The organism is Chryseobacterium sp. IT-36CA2 (assembly GCF_949767875.1).
Classification (GTDB): domain Bacteria; phylum Bacteroidota; class Bacteroidia; order Flavobacteriales; family Weeksellaceae; genus Chryseobacterium.
Genome location: NZ_CATKPG010000020.1, coordinates 599,398 through 618,682 on the forward strand (window position 1 = coordinate 599,398; position 19,285 = coordinate 618,682).

General features: G+C 35.1%; 21 protein-coding genes. 12 read left to right on the plus strand and 9 right to left on the minus strand.

Annotated features, from left to right (window positions below):
* Positions 1-6 precede the first annotated feature (6 nt).
* From ACM6F9_RS10100 to ACM6F9_RS10130, 7 genes are all read right to left on the minus strand, one after another.
* Positions 7-543, minus strand: a complete 537-nt coding sequence (locus tag ACM6F9_RS10100) for a PH domain-containing protein (protein ID WP_414845589.1) — start codon at positions 541-543, stop codon at positions 7-9.
* 65 nt (positions 544-608) lie between these two features.
* The gene (locus ACM6F9_RS10105) at positions 609-1,256 is read right to left on the minus strand and encodes a GNAT family N-acetyltransferase (RefSeq protein WP_414845590.1); all 648 of its coding nucleotides are present in this window, start codon (positions 1,254-1,256) and stop codon (positions 609-611) included.
* 18 nt (positions 1,257-1,274) lie between these two features.
* Entirely contained in the window at positions 1,275-2,123 is an 849-nt protein-coding gene (locus ACM6F9_RS10110; RefSeq protein ID WP_414845591.1) for an SHOCT domain-containing protein, read from the minus strand.
* A 10-nt stretch (positions 2,124-2,133) separates the two neighbouring features.
* Positions 2,134-2,997 (minus strand): SHOCT domain-containing protein, encoded by an 864-nt coding sequence (locus ACM6F9_RS10115; protein WP_414845592.1) that lies wholly within the window; start codon positions 2,995-2,997, stop codon positions 2,134-2,136.
* A gap of 189 nt (positions 2,998-3,186) precedes the next feature.
* A complete protein-coding gene (gene hisS, locus ACM6F9_RS10120; protein ID WP_414845593.1) occupies positions 3,187-4,539 on the minus strand; it encodes a histidine--tRNA ligase in 1,353 nt (450 codons plus the stop codon).
* A gap of 121 nt (positions 4,540-4,660) precedes the next feature.
* Positions 4,661-5,116, minus strand: a complete 456-nt coding sequence (locus ACM6F9_RS10125; protein ID WP_414845594.1) for an HRDC domain-containing protein — start codon at positions 5,114-5,116, stop codon at positions 4,661-4,663.
* Between the two features lie 13 nt (positions 5,117-5,129).
* On the minus strand, positions 5,130-5,462 hold the full coding sequence (locus tag ACM6F9_RS10130) for a single-stranded DNA-binding protein (protein WP_414845595.1): 333 nt from the start codon (positions 5,460-5,462) through the stop codon (positions 5,130-5,132).
* Positions 5,463-5,812: 350 nt separating this feature from the next.
* Between ACM6F9_RS10130 and ACM6F9_RS10135 the strand changes: the two genes are divergently transcribed.
* Entirely contained in the window at positions 5,813-6,187 is a 375-nt protein-coding gene (locus tag ACM6F9_RS10135; RefSeq protein WP_414845596.1) for a helix-turn-helix domain-containing protein, read from the plus strand.
* A 149-nt stretch (positions 6,188-6,336) separates the two neighbouring features.
* Here ACM6F9_RS10135 and ACM6F9_RS10140 read toward each other — a convergent pair whose 3' ends face one another.
* Complete coding sequence (locus ACM6F9_RS10140) at positions 6,337-7,362, minus strand: methyltransferase (protein ID WP_414845597.1); 1,026 nt, start codon at positions 7,360-7,362, stop codon at positions 6,337-6,339.
* Positions 7,363-7,706: 344 nt separating this feature from the next.
* Here ACM6F9_RS10140 and ACM6F9_RS10145 point away from each other — a divergent pair, with 344 nt between their 5' ends.
* The 11 genes from ACM6F9_RS10145 (at position 7,707) to ACM6F9_RS10195 (ending at position 15,663) form a co-directional block, all read left to right on the plus strand.
* A complete protein-coding gene (locus ACM6F9_RS10145; RefSeq protein WP_414845598.1) occupies positions 7,707-8,612 on the plus strand; it encodes an arginase family protein in 906 nt (301 codons plus the stop codon).
* Positions 8,613-9,206, plus strand: coding sequence for an HPP family protein (locus tag ACM6F9_RS10150; RefSeq protein WP_414845599.1), 594 nt, complete (start codon positions 8,613-8,615; stop codon positions 9,204-9,206).
* 5 nt (positions 9,207-9,211) lie between these two features.
* Positions 9,212-9,556 carry a hypothetical protein gene (locus ACM6F9_RS10155; protein WP_034695532.1) on the plus strand — a complete coding sequence of 115 codons (345 nt, stop codon included), beginning with the start codon at positions 9,212-9,214 and terminating at the stop codon, positions 9,554-9,556.
* Between the two features lie 25 nt (positions 9,557-9,581).
* Complete coding sequence (locus tag ACM6F9_RS10160; protein ID WP_414845600.1) at positions 9,582-10,487, plus strand: TIGR01777 family oxidoreductase; 906 nt, start codon at positions 9,582-9,584, stop codon at positions 10,485-10,487.
* 50 nt (positions 10,488-10,537) lie between these two features.
* The gene (gene nudK, locus ACM6F9_RS10165) at positions 10,538-11,119 is read left to right on the plus strand and encodes a GDP-mannose pyrophosphatase NudK (RefSeq protein ID WP_414845601.1); all 582 of its coding nucleotides are present in this window, start codon (positions 10,538-10,540) and stop codon (positions 11,117-11,119) included.
* A 93-nt stretch (positions 11,120-11,212) separates the two neighbouring features.
* A complete protein-coding gene (locus ACM6F9_RS10170) occupies positions 11,213-11,587 on the plus strand; it encodes a hypothetical protein (protein WP_414845602.1) in 375 nt (124 codons plus the stop codon).
* 38 nt (positions 11,588-11,625) lie between these two features.
* Positions 11,626-12,084 (plus strand): DUF2750 domain-containing protein, encoded by a 459-nt coding sequence (locus ACM6F9_RS10175; RefSeq protein WP_414845603.1) that lies wholly within the window; start codon positions 11,626-11,628, stop codon positions 12,082-12,084.
* Between the two features lie 23 nt (positions 12,085-12,107).
* Positions 12,108-12,785, plus strand: coding sequence for a DUF2306 domain-containing protein (locus tag ACM6F9_RS10180; RefSeq protein ID WP_414845604.1), 678 nt, complete (start codon positions 12,108-12,110; stop codon positions 12,783-12,785).
* A gap of 434 nt (positions 12,786-13,219) precedes the next feature.
* The gene (locus ACM6F9_RS10185) at positions 13,220-13,984 is read left to right on the plus strand and encodes a hypothetical protein (protein WP_414845605.1); all 765 of its coding nucleotides are present in this window, start codon (positions 13,220-13,222) and stop codon (positions 13,982-13,984) included.
* A 186-nt stretch (positions 13,985-14,170) separates the two neighbouring features.
* A complete protein-coding gene (locus ACM6F9_RS10190) occupies positions 14,171-15,067 on the plus strand; it encodes a retropepsin-like aspartic protease (protein WP_414845606.1) in 897 nt (298 codons plus the stop codon).
* Positions 15,068-15,216: 149 nt separating this feature from the next.
* On the plus strand, positions 15,217-15,663 hold the full coding sequence (locus tag ACM6F9_RS10195) for a KTSC domain-containing protein (protein WP_223600866.1): 447 nt from the start codon (positions 15,217-15,219) through the stop codon (positions 15,661-15,663).
* 428 nt (positions 15,664-16,091) lie between these two features.
* Here the strand turns inward: ACM6F9_RS10195 and ACM6F9_RS10200 are convergent, their stop codons facing one another.
* Positions 16,092-19,280 (minus strand): efflux RND transporter permease subunit, encoded by a 3,189-nt coding sequence (locus ACM6F9_RS10200; RefSeq protein ID WP_105701333.1) that lies wholly within the window; start codon positions 19,278-19,280, stop codon positions 16,092-16,094.
* Positions 19,281-19,285: the final 5 nt, after the last annotated feature.

The window sequence follows — 19,285 nt, forward strand, 5'->3', positions numbered from 1 at the left end:
TACTGTCTATAACTTCTCCATTAATTTTTTCTTTTGCTCCAGAAATTCTTCTTCGCTTAAAACTCCGGCTTCTTTTAATCTTCCCAACTGTTCAAGTTGGTCTAAAACGCTGGGTTCAGATTTACTCTGAATAATTTCTTCCGGGCGGGACATGAATTCTCTTACTTTTTCGCAAAACAGTTCAGCATGGTACTTTCCTACTCCATCAATCTCTACAATATCATCTGTTACCTGAATATCAATAGAAGCCAATAAGAATTCTGTTTCATATTGTATGGAGCTTATTTTGCTGTAAGAAAAGTCTTCTACTTTCAATCCGTACATGAATTCCTTATCCACAAATATCAATCTCCTTTCTGTGGCTACTAAAATGATATGATGATTGTTTAATTTGTTTCTTCCTTCTACAAGAGAGACAATTTTCTCATCCGGTGAAAGGATGTCCGGCAATGCATGAATTTCTTTTCTGGCAAATATGGTAGGGTTGATGTCGAGACTTTTTAATTCATCTCTTATTTCGTCAAGTCTTGATTTTTCACTCATGGTGTTACTGTATGGTTTAAAATTAGTGTTTATATAAAATTAGAAATTTAATCCAATAAAAAACATCATTCTTCTGAAGGGATTACAATAGAAGTATGCAGGCAATATATTTTCCAATCTAAGGTTTCGTACAATAGTTTTCCCTCTTCTGTGGCTACTAAAAGATTATTTGTAACTCCTTTTGACAAGGCAATTTTTTCCAGTTCTTTTAATAAAAAAGTAGCGAGTCCTTTTCTTTGATGATCTTTTTCGGTAATGATTCTGTCATACACAGCGATATCATCTATAAGAGAAACACGGCCTATAGATGCCTGTTCTCCATTTTCCGATACAATCCTAACAACAAAGGTTGTATTATACTCAGAGAATTCTAAATGATAGCCTTCTGCAAGACTTGTTTCCGGGAAATTCATAGGATGAAAGCAGGTCATCATATATCCCTGCGGCTGCAATTTCCATCTTTCAGGAATTTTCTCTATAAATTCATCAGGAGAAGTTGATACTTTCAGATAAATCCAGGGCTCATCAATTGAATGGGCAAGCTGGAAAAAATCTTCATTCAGGTCTGGAAATACAAAACGTTCTTTTTGTTTTTCGTCTCCTACCATTACGTGGAATCCGGACTTATACGGAACAGGAAAAGATACTTCTCTTGATAAACACCATCCTTTAAGCCATTTTTCTACAATTTCTACCGATACTTTATCCTTCATGATTCAGTATTACAAGTTTTATTTTAATTGTTCTAACAATTTCTTTTTTTGTTCCGCAAATTCTGAATCCGTCAAGATTCCATTTTCTCTTAGCTTCCCTAGTTTTTCCAGTTGATTAAAAATTTCTTCTGAGGAAACTGAAACATTTTTGCTTACAGAACCCATCTTTATTGAAGACTGTTCCTGAGGATTATTGTAATTTGCTTTTATCTTGTCATAGAATTTCTCTGCATCTTCTTTATCCATGAAGCATTCAAATTCTACTACTCTTTCATCAAGATGTAATTTAATAATTGGGGATTTTGAATGTGACACAAAGCTTACAGCCTTAACGGTTTCGTTAGGATAATCATTTATTTTCGCTGCTCCAAACAAAGCTTTTGATACAGAAATCAATCTTATGGATGTTGCTACCAATATTCCTGCTTCCAGGGTATTGGCAAACTGAGCATCTGTAATGGCAATGATCTGCTCTTCTTCAGAAATCAGATAAGGAAGTTCTTTTATTTCTCCTTTGGTAAAGACGGAAAGATTTGCATTCAACATTTCCAACTCATTCTTTATTTTCTGATGTCTTCTCTTATAAACTTCTTTTGAGATTTGACGGGAACCGGAGTTTATTGTTACAGGAAGATTCTGTTCTGCTATCATTATTGTCTGAACTGTTTCATTCTTTTCTTCATTCAGCATTTTATTGATATCATTAAGGCTGAATTTATTAAGATTATACAGCAATTCTTCGTTGATATCACTTACTTTATTTAAACATTTATTGCATAAAACATTACCATCTGAAAGCGTATTCGCTCCCAAAAGCGTATCCATGGATGTTAGTTCTGTATTACACAATGCACAATTATTGCTCATTTCTTCTTTTTTATAATTTATCAAGCAGTTTTTTCTTTTGTTCTGCAAACTCTTCATCTGTCAAAATTCCAGTTTCTCTCAACTTTCCTAGTTTTTCCAGCTGCTCAAAGATAGCTCCGGAATCACCTTTGTCAATGGAATATACATTTTCCTCTACCAAATCAGGAATCGTTTGAGCAAATGCCTGGAATGGACTTGAATTTTGTTTGAGTTCGTTTTCATTGTAAGAAGTACTTCTGTTTTGAATATTGGAAAATGCTCTTCCATCATTTTTATTATGTAGCTTGAACTGTGCCGAACCTCTATAAGTATTGATTTGCAATATTGAGTATAAAAGGTTTTCAATATGATCAATGGAAGAAATATCGTGAATAAGGAATTCGTTTTTTACAATACCACCCAGAAATTTTTTATCAATAAATAGAATTCTTCTCTGGGTTGAAAATATAATTCCTTCTCTATTACTTTGGAGATCTATTCCTTCTGCGATGGCCAATAATCTTTCATCTCTATCCAGTACATTCGCCAACTCATTTACTTCTTCATTCGCCAAAACGCTCAGCCTTGCATTAAGTGCAACAATCTGATCTTTTATTTCATCCAGTCTGGTGGGTGCATCATATTTGTAGCGGCTGTTTCCTGAAAACTGAGTTCCTCCGGGATTCTGGCTGGCATCAATTTTACTTTTCAGCATCATTCCTGTAATTTCTGCAAAATAAAACTGATCAAGATTATTGATGAGCTCTCTATTGATCGAAATGGCTTTAGTAAAGCATCCTGCACATAAATAGCCACCGTCAGCCAATTTATTTTTACCTACGGACATATCTATATCCATCAGCGGTGTACCGCACAATGCGCAAATGGTATTCATCTGGTTTTTATGTTTAAAAGTTTTTATGAATACAGGGCAACATTTTACCCTGTTTTTATAATGTCGACTCCAAATTACAAATTCTGAACCGATTATAAAGATCAAAAGTATTTAAATCTTAGTATCCATCAAATAAATCAACCACAAAATTGCTTTTGTGGTTGATTTATTTTTAATATATGTACAATATTATTCTCCTAAAAACTCCTCTAAAGAAACTGTTTTCTTCTCTCCAGCTCCAAGATCTTTAAAAGTAACCGTGTTATTTTTAATTTCTTCTTCACCCAGGAAAACTACATTTTTTATTCCTTTCTTTTCTGCGTAGGTAAACTGCTTATTGATTTTTGCATTTTCAGGATATAATTCTGCTGAAATTCCTTTTGCTCTCAGTTGCATAATCAGTTTCAAAGCTTCTGTTATTTCTTCACCTCCAGAATTAGCAAACAGGTATTCTATCTTAGAAGAAGCTTCTTCAGGAAAAAGATTCAATTCTTCCATAACAAGATAAATTCTATCTAATCCAAATGAAATTCCTATTCCCGGAATGTTTTTCACCCCAAAAACTTCCGTCAGGTTATCATATCTACCTCCTCCTCCGATGGATCCCATAGCAACCTCATCTGCCTTCACTTCGAAGATGGCTCCTGTATAATAATCCAGACCTCTTGCCAAGGTAATATTGAATACTAAGTTTTGAATGTCAACACCCAGGTTCAAAGATTGTGTAAGAACAAACTCTAGTTCTTCTACTCCTTTCAAACCTATCTCGTTTCCTGCAAATTTTTCTTTTAGCTGTAGAAGATTTTCCAATGCATCATCTGACTGGCTGAATAAGAAATCAAGCTTATCAATAGATTCCTGAGCAATTTCTCTTTCCAGCAATTCTTTTACAACTCCATCTTTTCCAATCTTATCAAGTTTATCCAATGCTACAGTGAAATCAATCAGTTTCTCTGTGATACCTGCATATTCTGCCAGCCCAGAAAGAATCTTTCTGTTATTCATATGAATCGTTACCGGAACTTTCAGGTCTGCAAAAGACTTCAGATACAATTGAACCAGTTCCACTTCCTGTAGCAAACTCTCACTTCCTACCACATCTGCATCACACTGATAAAACTCTCTATATCTTCCCTTCTGAGGTCTGTCTGCTCTCCATACCGGTTGAATCTGGGAGCGTTTGAAAGGAAATGTTAGTTTTCCATGATTCATAGCTACAAATCTTGCAAAGGGTACAGTAAGATCATAGCGAAGAGCTTTCTCTGAAATTTGAGAAGTCAGTTTCTGATGGTTTTTATGATCCCAATCTTCCTGATTAACCTCTGAAGTATAATCACCTGAATTTAAAATCTTAAAGATCAGTCTGTCACCTTCTTCTCCGTATTTTCCTGTCAATGTAGAAAGATTTTCAAAGCTTGGTGTTTCCAATGGTTGAAATCCGAATAATTCAAAATTATTCTGTAAAATATTGATGATATATTTTCTTCTGGAAACTTCCTGTGCCGTAAAATCTCTCGTCCCTTTTGCTAAACTTGGCTTCATTTGTTGTATGTCATTTTGATAAATGCAAAAGTACGGAATTGAAAGGAATTTTACATAGTATAAAAAGCTGAAGAAACAATCTTCTCCAGCTTTGCTGTTGGGTTATCAATTATTCCAAAAATCAAATACTTTCAAGAATCTCCAGAATTTCTTCACCATAATTTTCAATTTTATGCTTTCCAAATCCTTTGATCTCGAGCAATTCTTCTTTCTTAGCAGGTTTATATTTAGCTACAGACATCAATTCTTTATTACTGGCGATGAAATAAGTAGGAAGATTATTTTCTCTGGCTTTTTCTGATCTCCAGAGCTTCAATGCTTCCAAAATCTTTTCTTCATCTGTATTCAAAAGATCATTTTCTGCTGAATATTTAGCTGCCTTTGGCTCTTTTACTGTATTTTTTGTCAGTTTTAAGTCTTCAAAATACAATATTACAGACCAATATTTTTCTTCACCTACAAAAGCAGTTTCTGCCTTTATAATCTCATTGCATTCCAGGAAATCATCCAGCATTTTCTGATCTTTGTAGAGAAACTCTTCGGGAAGTCTTATTTTAAAAATTTTTACTTTCATCATTTGTGTTTTTTAATTATTTCCCTCCCAATAATAAGATCTCGTCTACACGAATCTCTGTGATATACCTCTTCACCCCATCTTTATCATCATATGATCTGTAGGTTAACTTTCCTTCGATAGCAATTTCTTTTCCTTTGGGAACATATTTTTCAAAAATTTCTGCTGTTTTCCCAAATGCAATAAGATTGTGCCATTGCGTTTCTTCTACTTTTTCTCCTTTGGCATTCGTATAATGATCACTTGTAGCTAGAGATACGCTTGTTTTTATGTTTCCATTATCAAAATTTACCATTTCAACTTCTTTACCGGTGTAACCAATTAATGTTACTTTGTTTCTTAGTGACATAACTTTTAGATTTTAAAGATTAATAATTCAGATAAGAGACGTTCACTGTTTTTCTCAAATCTCTGTTGCAAAGATTGTGATGTTATCCAATCACAGTCGGTTATAAACTGTTTAAATTCGTTTGTAGTCGTTTGAAAACGGATAATAAAATAAAGAGAATACAGCAAAAAAGACTATTTATAAGAACTAAAAGCTGGTAATTCTTACCTTAAAATTAAAAAATTCAACAAAGAAAAATCTAATCCTAACATATTTTCAACTCTTAAAAAACATTGAAAAATAGATCTATCACAAGGGATTTTTTTCTATTTAATTTAATTTTTTTTTGCAAATTTGTAAAAATGTCTGATATGCAAAAAGAAAAACTACGTACAGTAAGAAAGATGAAAGGCTTCACCCAGCAGCAAATGGCTGAAGTGATCCCTACTGACGTCTCCAATTATAGCAGAAAAGAAAGCGGTGGTGTATCTATAACACAGACAGAATGGCAAAAGCTTGCTAAATTTTTAGATGTTTCTGTAGAAGAGATTTATGAAGAGGAAGAAGCTAGGATTATTATTGAAAATCCTGTTTTTAATGACAGTCCGGGAGCGAACGTTGGCAACAGTACTTCTTCCGGGAACAATATTGGATATCTTAATAATGAATTAAGTATAGAAATTATAAAAACGATGCAGGAATATATCGGCCTTCTGAAAGAAGAAATTAGCAGATTGAAAAAATAAACAGAGCTACTTCAGCTCCGCTCAGTATGATCCTGTAAATATAAAAGCGTTCCGCAATGGAACGCTTTTTTGGATATAGACAATAAAAAAGTACCCAACAAAATTTTATTGAGTACTTTCACTTAATCATGTAACTTAAAATTGGAATTTTATGCTTTTTCGCATTCTACAATGCTTTGAACCTCTGTTCCTATTTGAACTACCCTGTTGAACTTTAATCCTGCACTATCCAGAAGACTTTTAAATTCATTCAGCTCTCTTTCTTTTCCGGTAATACAGGCCATCATTGCGATGTCGAAAAGTTTGGAAATATGAGGCTTATTTCTGCTGTCATCAGGAATTACAGAATCTATAATCAGTAGTTTTGCGCCTTTGGGCATTGCATCACGGCATACTTTTAGAATCTGTATACATTCATCATCATTCCAGTCATGGATAATCCATTTCATTGTATATAGATCTGCTCCTTCAGGTACTTTTTCGAAGAAACTTCCTGTGGCAACATTACAACGGTCTTTTAAATTTTCAGGAATCAGCTGAATTGTTTTTTCCGTAACATGGGCTTCATCAAAAATAATCCCTGAGCTTTCGGGTGAAGAATTCAACATAACGTACATCATAGCACCATTACCTCCGCCTACGTCTACTATGGTTTTATAGGGGGTAAAATCATAGTTTGCAGCAATTCCTTGCAAAGACATTCCGGACAATCCCGTCATTCCCCGCCCGAAATTGGCTCCTAATTCCGGATGCTTTTTGTAATATTCCCAAAGATTCATCCCATGTACATGGTCAAAAGGAACTTTGCCTTTCTGCACAGAATAAATAAGATCTGCAAAACATGGAAAATGCTCTCCAACATTGGCTATGACAAAGTCTTTTACGGTTCCGGGAACGCTGGTTTGTAAGGCAGCTCCGAAATCATTCAAAGCAAATGTTTTATTCTCCAGTTCTTCAAAAATACCTTCACTACTCAGAGCTCTCATTATTCTGTATAGCTCTTTTTCGTTAGAGTGCGTCTCTGCGGCCAGTGCTGAAATTGTTTTGGGCCCATATGCGAGCTGATCGGCAATATTAAGTTCCGCAGCCGTTTTTACACAGCCCACAAGCCACATCCGACTTAATACCTCAAACATTTTGAAAGTAAATTCCGGTTTAACGGGTTGTTTTTTCATAGTAATAGTTTTTGATGATGTTTAATAGTAACAGAAGAATTATTATTATCAAATTTATAAAAAAACACAATTACGTGAAATAAAAATTCATTTTATTTACATGAAAACAAGATAGTTATGTTTAAAAATCAAGCTTTATAAGTGAAATATATTTTTAAAACATTGATAAATACTGCTTATTTCAAAAGAAAGAGCAACAAATAAAATACAGCCTGAAATACTCTGAATTTTTATATTATCGAACAAACCCTATCCTTTTTTATAAAATATCATATAAATAAAAACCAGGTGAAAAGCTATCCATTTACAAACGGATAATTCCGTATCTTTGTGAAAATTCATCTATGAAAAGGAGCATCAATATTTTTGAGTTTCCTCTCAATTTGGGGCTTACAAAGAAAATACATGAGACAGAACCAGGGGTTCGAAAACTTCCGGATTGGCTCAGAAAATTTGATTTTCATAGCAGAATTAACCCGACCAACGTTTTCAGACTGGAGGCTCCGGCATATTCTATGGATTTTGACAAGGAATCAAACGTCAGAAATGCAGACCAGATTATTGAATATGCTAAAAAGCAGGCTGATTATTTCCTTCACAATTACGAAAAAGATGCATTCAATATTTTTCTTGGAGGTGACTGCAGCATTCTTATAGGAAATGCTATTGCTCTGAAAAAGCTTGGAAATTTCGGGCTTTTTTATCTGGATGGCCATACAGATTTTATTCCACCAGAACTTTCTGAAACCGGTGGCGCAGCAGGAATGGATCTTGCCATCATTACCGGAACCGGACACGAAAAATTAACTGATATCAATGGTTTAAAACCTTATCTGTCCGAAGAAAATATTTTCTGCTGTGGAAATGCGGAAACAGATGACGAAGAATATGTTGCTCAAATCATCAATTCCTATATTCATTATTTTGACCTTTACCGCCTCAGAGAAAATGGTTTCAGAAAAACAGCTGAAGACTTTCTGAGAATGGTGGATGATAAAAGTTTGGACGGATTTTTTATTCATTTTGATGTGGATATTCTGAAAGATGAGATTATGCCTGCCGTAGATAGCAGAATGGAAGATGGAATTAGTTATGACGATCTCAGGGAAATGCTGGAACCTTTATTTGAAAATCCATTGTGTTTTGGAATAGAGATTACTATTTTAGATCCGGATTATGATGAAAACGGAGCTTATACCCGTCCATTTGTAGACCAATTAATTCAAATTATAAAAAATAAAGAAGAGTAAATGAAGAAGACAATCAAAAGAACATTCAGGGTTTCAAAATATGTGATTTATAAAGAGACTCTTGTGGATTACAAGGAGCATTTCTGGTCATTTCTGGGAGCTTTTTTTGGAATTGGGATTATTGCATTTATCCAGTCTCACTCACTCACAGAAACTGAGAATATTTTCCTGATCGGTTCTTTTGGGGCATCGAGTGTTCTTATTTATGGGGCAATACAGAGTCCTTTGGCACAACCAAGAAATCTTATCGGCGGACATGTTCTGTCGGCATTAGTTGGAGTTACTGTTTATCAGTTTGTTCCCAATATTATATGGCTTTCGGCTCCTTTAGCGGTAGCATTTTCCATTGTACTGATGCAGTATACAAAAACTTTGCATCCACCAGGCGGAGCTACAGCCCTGATTGCAGTAAGTTCTACAGGAAAAATTCCGGAATTAGGATATTGGTACGTTCTCTCCCCTGTACTTTCCGGATGCATTATTCTTCTGATTGTGGCTCTATTTTTTAATAATATTACGCCAAATAGAAGCTACCCTACCCACAGCATGTTTAAAAAACTGTTGAAAAAAAGACACACCCATCACTTAAAATAAAAATCATGAATTGTCTGGAATGTGGCGAAAAAATCATCGGAAGATCGGATAAAAAATTCTGCAACGATGCCTGCCGGAACGCCTATAACAATAAGCAGAATAAGGACTCAAGCAATCTGATGCGGAATGTGAACAACAAACTCCGTAAGAATTACCGTATCCTGATGGAAATAAATACCGATGGCAAAACAAAAGTTCCAAAATCCAGACTGGATGGCTTAGGTTTTGATTTTGATTATTTTACCAATCTGAAAGTTTATAAAAATGGTTCTGAATATAAGTTTATTTATGATTACGGCTATAAACTTCTGGAAGATGACTTTGTACTGATTGTAAAAAATCAGGCATAACCCCACACCTCACAAATCTATTATTATGAAAGAAGTTGTTCTGATTACCGGTGCCAGCGGTATGATTGCCAAAGAACTGGCAAAAAAGATAGGTAACGAATATGAGCTCAGGTTTCTTACCCGAAAAAAAGCACATGATCATGAATACGAATGGGACATCAGAAAAGGGATAATGGATGAAACCGCTCTGGAGAATATCTCCCATATCATTCATCTTGCGGGTGCCAATATTTCAGAAAAACGTTGGACACCCGAAAGAAAAAGAGAATTGATCTCAAGCCGTGTTGATTCTGCGGAATTACTTCGAACTGCTTTAAGAAAAAATAAAATAAAGCTTAAATCTTTTATTTCAGCTTCAGGAATTAATTTTTATGGTACTGAAACTTCGGAAAAGATTTATACAGAAAACGATCCACCTGGCAATGATTTTCTAAGTGAGGTGGTTGTTTTATGGGAAAGAGCAGCTGACGATTTCAAAGAGCAGGGCCTGGCAGAAAGAGTTGTCAAAATACGAACTGCTGTTGTTCTTTCTGAAAAAGACGGAGCTTTAAAGAAAATGATACCTCCTATTCAATATTACATTGGATCTCCGCTAGGGAGTGGAAAACAATATATGCCATGGGTTCATATTGAGGACATCTGCTCTATCTATGAATTTGCTTTAAAAAACCCGGCAATAAACGGGCCTTATAATGCTGTATCTCCACAGCATGCCACCAATAGAGATCTGACAAAAAAAATTGCACAGGTTCTTCAAAAACCTTTATTCATGCCTAATGTTCCTGGATTTGTTCTGAAACTTATATTCGGGGAATTGGCGACTGCTATTCTGGAAGGCTCCAGAGCTTCTTCAAAAAAAATTCAGGATGCAGGTTTCCATTTTAAATTTCCGGATCTGGAAAAAGCTTTAAATGATTTATTAAAGCATTAAATTTAAAAATATAATCAACTTACATAAATAATAACACAGAAAATATTCTAATGAAAAACCCTGATATAACTCTATTAAATACAGAAATCCTTTCAGACAACTGGTATACTTTAAACAAAGTCACTTATTCTGTTTTAAAAAAGAACGGAACTACAGAAACCCAAAGCAGAGAAGCCTACGACCGTGGGAACGGAGCAGTCATTCTTCTTTACAATAAAGTATCTAACACTGTTATTCTCACCAGACAATTCAGATTACCTACTTATATCAACGGAAATCCTACAGGTATGCTTATTGAAGCCTGTGCCGGACTTTTGGATAATGACAATCCGGAAGACTGTATTAAAAGGGAAACAGAAGAGGAAACAGGATATAAAATTTCAAGTGTTCAAAAGGTATTTGAAGCTTATATGTCGCCTGGATCTGTAACGGAAATTCTTTATTTCTTCATTGCAGAATATTCCAGTGAGATGAAAATTAATGATGGAGGTGGATTAGAAGAAGAAGGAGAAAATATAGAAGTTCTGGAACTCCCTTTTGAAGAAAGCCTGAAAATGATTGATACAGGGGAAATCAAAGATGCAAAAACAATCATGCTGCTACAGCATTTAAGAATTAAAGGAATTATGTAACAGTTTATAAATGATGATTGATAAATCATCTATAAAAGCTACATATTTAAATAAAAATATTACCTTATAACCCTTATTTTAAACTATTAACAGATGATTGAACATGTGAAGCTTGCCATTAATCCTAAATTTCAGGATTGGGTTCTTTTTGAAAACGGTACTTATATCATTTTTGACGATATCAGTACTATCAAAGATGTAAAAGGAGAAGCAATACAATTAATGAAAGAATTCGGGCCGGTTTCTGCTGGAGGTCCTGCCGGCGATTTCAGTGTAATTCATTTAAACCTTACTGACGGATGGCTGGTTTCCGGACATGGATATGGTATGTATACATATGTACATCCTTCGGAACTGGACAATGAATCCCCAAATGATCTTGAAATAGGACTTTATGGTAGATCTAAGAGAGATTCTGATGGCCAAAATCCCGAAATTATTCATATTAACAACGATGAGATTTCATAAGAAATAGAATATCAAACATAATTCATAATTAAACAAAAATGCTCCAAGATCATATTACAGTTGAGAACCGCCATAAAGACTTTATTAAAAAAATAATTGAAACAGAAACAGTATATGCTTTAAAAGGTGATGTAGGATATGCAACATCCTACTCCTCCGAATCAGAATACGAAGACGGTGAGCCAGTGCAGATCATTTGTTTCTGGTCTGATGCTGCCAGAGCAAAATCATGCATAGAAAACGAGTGGGATAAGTATGAGCCCTCTTCTATTCCTCTTAATGAGTTTGTAGAAAACTGGTGTCTGGGAATGAATAGTGACGGAGTATTGGTAGGAACGAATTTCGACAACAATCTGTTTGGCTATGAAGCTGAGCCTTTAGAATTGATCCTTGATATTGCTAAAGAACTTACAATTTCAGGAAAATCATTGGAACTGAGAAAGTATGAAAATATGGAAGATCTGGAAAAACAGATCAGAGAAGTATTGGAACATTAAAAAGTTCATCATTTAAATAATTCATGAAGTATTTGGGAATAAAGATCATTAAAGCCACTGCTTTATTTTTAGTTCTTCTTTTCAGTATTCTGATGCTGAAAACAATTTCCCAATATACTTCTCTTGAAAAAAACATTGGATTTCTGGCCTTTAAACAACAGGTTGTAGATAATCCTTACTGGATGACTTTCTTCTATATTCATATCTTTTCCATAACGCTTTGTCTTCTGGCTGGTCTGACTCAGTTTTCAAGTGGTTTTTTGGCAGAAAACAGAAACCTTCATCAGATTATTGGGAAAATATACGTTTACAACATTTTGATCATCAATGTTCCGGCGTGTTTTGTACTGGGACTTTTTTCAAATGGAGGACTTGTCGGAATTGCAGGATTTCTGGTGCAGGATTTTCTCTGGGCATATTTTACTATAGCTGCTGTACTTTCTATCAAGAAAAGAAATATCAATAGACACAGAATGTTTATGATTCTAAGCTATTCTGTGACAACCACAGCCATTACTTTCAGAATTGTTAAGAATCTGTTTTACAATGAAGCGAAGCATGATTACCAGCTCTTTTATGGTTTGAATGTCTGGGCAGCCCTTTTGATTAATCTTTTCATTGCCTATTTAATCCTCAGAAAAGATTCTTTATTAACGGGAAAAATCAACGGTAGAAAAGAAAATATAAAGACTGAGAAATGATACCAGGAAAAATGATGCGATAAATATTAAGGTATTAAAAAGCACTTCGTATTTATTATTTCGGGTCCATTTACCGAAAAAACGCATTATCAGATAAGCGACTCCTCCAAAAAGAGCGATAATAAAAAGAAGAAAAAAATAATAGATCATGGTTTCGTGTTAATTTGTGTAAATCTATTATTTTAAATCTAAAAAACAATCAACAATAGTAATAAAAGGCTTATCAATAACCTTAATTTTGGTTAAAATTTTCACTTCTGTTTCTTGGATTTAATTTCGTAGAATTTCTAGAATTTAAAATCAACAGTACAAAATCTTTATAAAATTCACAAAAACCATTGAGAAAATCTATTTAATTCTTTACATTTCGAATTTAAAGCCTTAATTTTGCACTGAAATTCAGAAAATTCGGATTCTTTCAACAGGTTATGTACATGAAAAAAATGATGATCGGGCTTGCTTTGGCCTTATCCATTACTATTTGGGGGCAAAAAACTCCTGCAAAAGCAAACAATCTGACACCGTACAGCTATCAGACTTTTAATTGTGACAATAAAGGGTATTTTGATCCGGCTAAATATAAAAAAGAAGAAATAGACGGGGTAAACAAACTTTTGTATCAGTTCAATGGGGTTGTATTTGATACCCGACCTGTTTTTAAACTTTCCCAGCTTGAAGAAATCCGCCAAAACAGAGAAGCTTATTTACAGGAGCTTGAAAAGCAGTATGAAGAAAAGAAAAAGGAATTGTACAGCCTTAAAATAATCGATCTTCCAAGATGGAAAAAACTACAGGAAGAAACAATAGATTCTTTTGAAAATGAATACCAGCTGAATAAAGAAGAAATTCTCGCTTATTCTGACCCTGCCACGCTTAAAAACAGTAAATATTACAATACCTGCAGAGAACAAATTGATGCAGTATCATCTCCGGACAGAGAAAAGATGTTTGCTGCATGGAAAAATTATACAGAGCTTAAAAGCAAGAACAATGCTGATCCGAAAGGTGTAATGGCAAGATTTGATGCTAAAATGAATGATCCGCAGAAAGAAGATTATGCTCTGATAGATTTGATTGGTCTTGGTTTTCACAACTGTGCCAACAGCAGTTTCAGACAGAAGCGTGATGACGAAGGAACGTCTTACAAGGACTTTGATAAAATTTTCACTAAGTTGAAGAAAACCTGTGATGAACCGTAGCTGAACTAAAGATTGAAGCATTTAAATATTTAAAAATATATTAGCAGTACTCAGATTGGGTGCTGTTTTTATTTATAAGGTTTTATAGAGAACGGTTAAGGAACGGTTAAAAGTGGGTTAACGACTTGTTATTTCTTTGTTAAAGTCGTCATTACAGCTATTTTCGTCTCAATAAAAACTAATTCCATGAAATATATTGTTACTTTCCTGACATCATTATTCTGCATAATACTATCAGGTCAGAAAAAACCAAACATTCTCCCTTTTTCTCTGGAAAATAATTCCATTTATATCCATTGTAAAGTCAATGAAACGGATAGTATTAAGTTTCTGTTTGACACAGGAGCCGATGGTTCTGTCATTAATAGCAATTCGAAGAAAAAGATACCGCTGCAAATTGATGGAAAGTCTGAAAACAAAGGTTCCAACGGAGTAAATATCGTTGATTACAGCAGTCACAATACTATACAGTTCGGAGATATTCAGAGAAAAGAGATACAGTTTACTCTTATTCCTTATGAATCTGCCCATTTTGACGGGGTTTTCGGAACGGATCTGATGAAAGGAAAAATTATTGAAATCAATTATCACAAAAATGAAATCCGGTTGTATGATGAAAATGACCAGACTATTGATTTCACAGGATATGAAAAAATGAAGCTGCATATGATCGACAACTACCCTGCCGTAGAAAGCAGCATGATTATCAATAATAAAGAATATTCTGGGTTCTTTGGGCTTGACAGCGGAGCGGATGATGCACTTACGGTAGCTTCCCCTTTTGCAAAAAATAATGCTTTGGTAAATAACATGAAAACGATAGGTAAAGCCACAGCAAGAGGTTCTGACGGTTCTGTATATGAAATGCCTGTTGTTCTCTGTCCGGCGGTTAAATTCGCTCAGAAATATCTTTATAACCTCCCGATTACGCTTTCCGGCTCCACAGAAGGAATTGATTCTACAGAAAAAATGGCGGGATTTTTTGGTAATCAATTCTTAAAAAGGTTCAATACAGTGATTGATTTCAAGAATGGATTTATTTATTTTAAACTGAATAAAAATTTGTACTCGGAGTTTAATTAGCTGTAAAAGTTAATTATACATATTCTATAAGCTTATATCGAGTCCATTTCAACCATCTTAAAACAATCCAAATAAATTAATAATGAATAAGTTATGGTTTATAAGATTAAAATCCTTAATTTTGCACCCCGAAAATAAGGTTTAGAGATATGAAAAAAATTGGTGAACACAGAACACTTCTTGGAGTAGATAAAAATGTTACTTTAAAAGAATTAAAGACCATTTACAGAAATGTGATGAAAGATACCCATCCTGATAAATTCATTAATGATGAAGCTGGAAAGATAGAAGCAGAAGAAAAAAGCAAGTCTGTAATTGAAGCGTATCACTTTTTGGTAAGTATTAATTCTGAAACACAGGAAAAATACAAAGAAGAATATACTGAAACCATTACAAAATCTAACATCCAGGATTTCTATCTTGAGAAGTCAATTTTAATGGTTCAGCATTTAAACGGAAATATGTATGAGTATATGGGAGTTCCAAGAAATACTTATATCAAAATGGTCAACGCTGATTCACCAAGCCGTTTTGCAAGAAGACACATCTATGGAAACTTTATCTACAGAAAGTCTGGAGAGGCTATGGCAGATTAATCTTTTCCTATTACAATATTTGAAGACTTTCAGTTTATTCTGGAAGTCTTTTTTTGTTTTCAATCAATATTATGTTTCGGCTAAAGCAATTATTTGATGTTGTAGAATTACCTTCGTCTACGCCCAGGATTATACTCCGCTCTTATTGAATTTTTTAAATTTATGGTTGTCATTCTGACCAAGGAAGAATCTCAATTGTAATCAAACCCATGAGATTCTTCACTACATTTCATTTCGTTCAGAATGACATAAGCTGATAATTCAACTTAAAAACAACTTCTTTTCTTTTCATAAACATCGTCCGGCTTTTATTGCTATATAATTACTCATCAATAGAAATGGGCTTTAGCCTAAACCTATCAAAACATAATCAACAAAAAAGCCGCATCAAAAAATGATACGGCTTTTAGGTTAATTAAAGGTTTAATTTATTTATCTAAATGCTTAGGAGTAAATCCGTCCTCATTCAGTTCTCTGTGTACATATTCTGCTTTCATTTCAGCTTCGTAGTCTACTTTAGTATCTTTACCCATTCTTCTTAGAACAGAGTCAAATAGAGAGTATACTACTGGTACAATGATCAATGTAAGGAATAGTGACGATGTCAAACCACCGATTACTACCCATGCAAGACCTTTGTTCATCTCAGCTCCGGCACCTGTTGCCAATGCGATCGGTAACATACCGAAGATCATCGCAATGGTAGTCATCAGGATCGGACGAAGACGGGCATGGTTAGCCTGTACCAAGGCATCATGAGTATTTGCTCCTGCTGCTTTTCTCGCATTCGTAAAGTCAACGATAAGGATTGCATTCTTCGCTACAAGACCAATCAACATAATCATCCCTAGCATTGTGAAAATGTTCAGTGAGTTGGCAGTTAAGGCAAGGATTACCATTACCCCGATCATCGCTAACGGGATTGAGAACAATACCACGAAAGGATATACAAAACTGTCATACAATGAAACCATTACCAGGTATACCAATACGATAGCTGCCAATAATGCAATTCCTAACGTACCGAAACCTTCCTGCTGGTTCTCCATATCTCCACTCCAAATGTACTCTACCCCTACAGGTTTTTTAGTGCTCTTCATGAACTGATCTGCCCATTCATTAGCAACGTCCCCTACTGGTCTTCCTACTGCTTTAGCTCTTACTTTTACTGAAGGTGATTTATCTCTACGTTCAAGCAAACTTGGTCCTGAACCCATTTTTACATCAGCAAACTGGCTTAAACGAACCTGCTGCCCCTGAGGGTTTGTAAACATAAGGTTTTTCACATCATCGATAGATTGTCTGTTGACATCTCCGAAACGGATATTGATATCATATTCATATTCTCCGGCTCTGAATTTCCCATCTGTATTTCCGTTGAATGCAGTCTGCATCGTCTGTCCTACACTTGAAAGGTTTAAGCCTAGAGAAGACATTTTATCTCTGTCAATACTTACCTGAACTTCCGGGCTACCGGTATCTGTTGATAATTCGGCATCTACCGCTCCAGGAACTTTTTTCAATAGTTCTAAGATTCTGGTTGCTTCTTTTACTGCTGTTTCGTTATCAGGTCCTGTTACTACCATTTCAATTGGAGCATTTTCAGCACCCATGATACCGATTGGAGCCGTTTTAAATTCAACTCCTGTGAATTTCTCTTCCAGCTGTCTTTTTATTTTTGCAGCTTTAATGTTGGTACTTTCAGAACGTTCAGATTTATCTGTTAAGTTTACCTGAACCTCAGATTGGTATGTTGTTGCCTGAGCTCCACCAAAACCTGTAGACTGCTGTCCAACTGTTGTAATAAGGTCTACAACATCTTTATCATTTCTTAGAAACTTCTCAACGTCTAATGTTAATTGGTTTGTTTTTTCAACGGTTGCATCTTTTGACAATTCCATTTGTACTAAGAACTGACCTCTGTCAATTGGTGGGAAGAACTCACCTCCAATGAATCCGAATGCTACCAACATGAATGAACTGATTAAGACAATAAATGTAATTACTACTGTTGAAATTCTTCTTAAGGTCGTTTTCAGACACCATTCAAGAATTCCTGTAATCCAGTGTGTAAACTTGTCAATTAATCCTTCAAACCAAAGAATAAATTTCTCAAACCAGTTTTTTCCTGTTAAATGTTCCAGTTTACCGAATCTTGATGATAACCAAGGAATGATGGTAAATGAAGCTAACAATGATAATAGGGTTGCAATAACTACCGTGACGCAGAACTGAGCCAAAATGTTCGCTACAAGACCTGAACTCATCGCAATCGGTAAGAATACCACTACAATTACCAATGTAATTGCAGCAACGGTAAATCCGATCTCTGATGCTCCGTCATAAGCCGCTCTGATTTTGCTTTTACCCATCTCCATGTGACGGTAAATGTTTTCCAGTACAACAATCGCGTCATCCACCAGGATACCTACCACAAGCGAAAGTCCTAGTAAGCTCATCAAGTTCAAAGTATATCCCATCAGGTTCATTCCGATGAACGCTGCCACCAATGAAGCTGGGATAGAAACCATTACAATGAACGCGTTTCTGATACTGTGAAGGAATAATAACATTACAATGGCCACGAGGATAATCGCTAAGAATAAGTCGAAAATAACGTGGTTAGCTGATTCAAGGGTAAATTCTGTAGTATCGTTTACAATTTTTACTTTTACTCCCTGAACTTTATAAGCCTCTTCTACTGTTTTAATTGTTTTCTGAACACTTTCAGATACGGATACCGCATTCGCATCAGACTGTTTTTTAACCTGCATCAAAATGGTCGGAAACTGATTGAATCTCGCTACCTTTTCTACATCTTTCTGAGAGTCGAAAACAGTTGCAATATCAGACAAACGTACCTGAGCTCCATTTTTATTGGAAACTACAAGGTTGTTCATTTCCTCAGTAGATTTATATTTTCCTGATAGTCTGATCGTAGATTTTGTAGTTCTCGTTTTCAAACTTCCTGTAGGGAAATCAAGGTTTGATGAAAGGATTGCTTGCTGTACGTCTCCAATTGAAAGTCCGTACCCCTGCAGTTTTTTCTCATCAAGATTCACCTGAATTTCTCTCTCCTGCCCTCCTACAAGGTCTACCTGAGCCACACCGTTTACACGGGAGAAAATAGGTTCAATCTTTTTATCTAATAAGTCATAAAGGTCCTTACTGTTTAATTTATCAGATGAAATACTCATCGTGATAATCGGTAGATCATCTAAAGAGAACTTGTTCAGAGAGGGAGCTTTCACGTCGTCCGGAAGGTCTGCAAGAATAGCATTTACCTTTCTTTGAGCATCATTCAAAGCATAATCTACATCGGCACCATCGTTCAATTGAACCATGATTACGGATAAACTCTCGTATGAAGAAGATTCTACTTTTTTTACGTTTTCCAGGGAACCTACGGCGTCTTCAATCTTTCGGGTAACGGATGTTTCCACCTCGGCAGGTGAAGCTCCCGGATATACCGTAGAAATGGTTACCATGTTGGTTTCAAACTTCGGAATCAATTCGTATCCCATGAGCGTATAGCTCAGGATACCTCCCAACGTCAGAATTGTAAATAATACAATTACCAGCGAGGGTCTTTTAATGGATATTTCTGCTAACTTCATGGGTC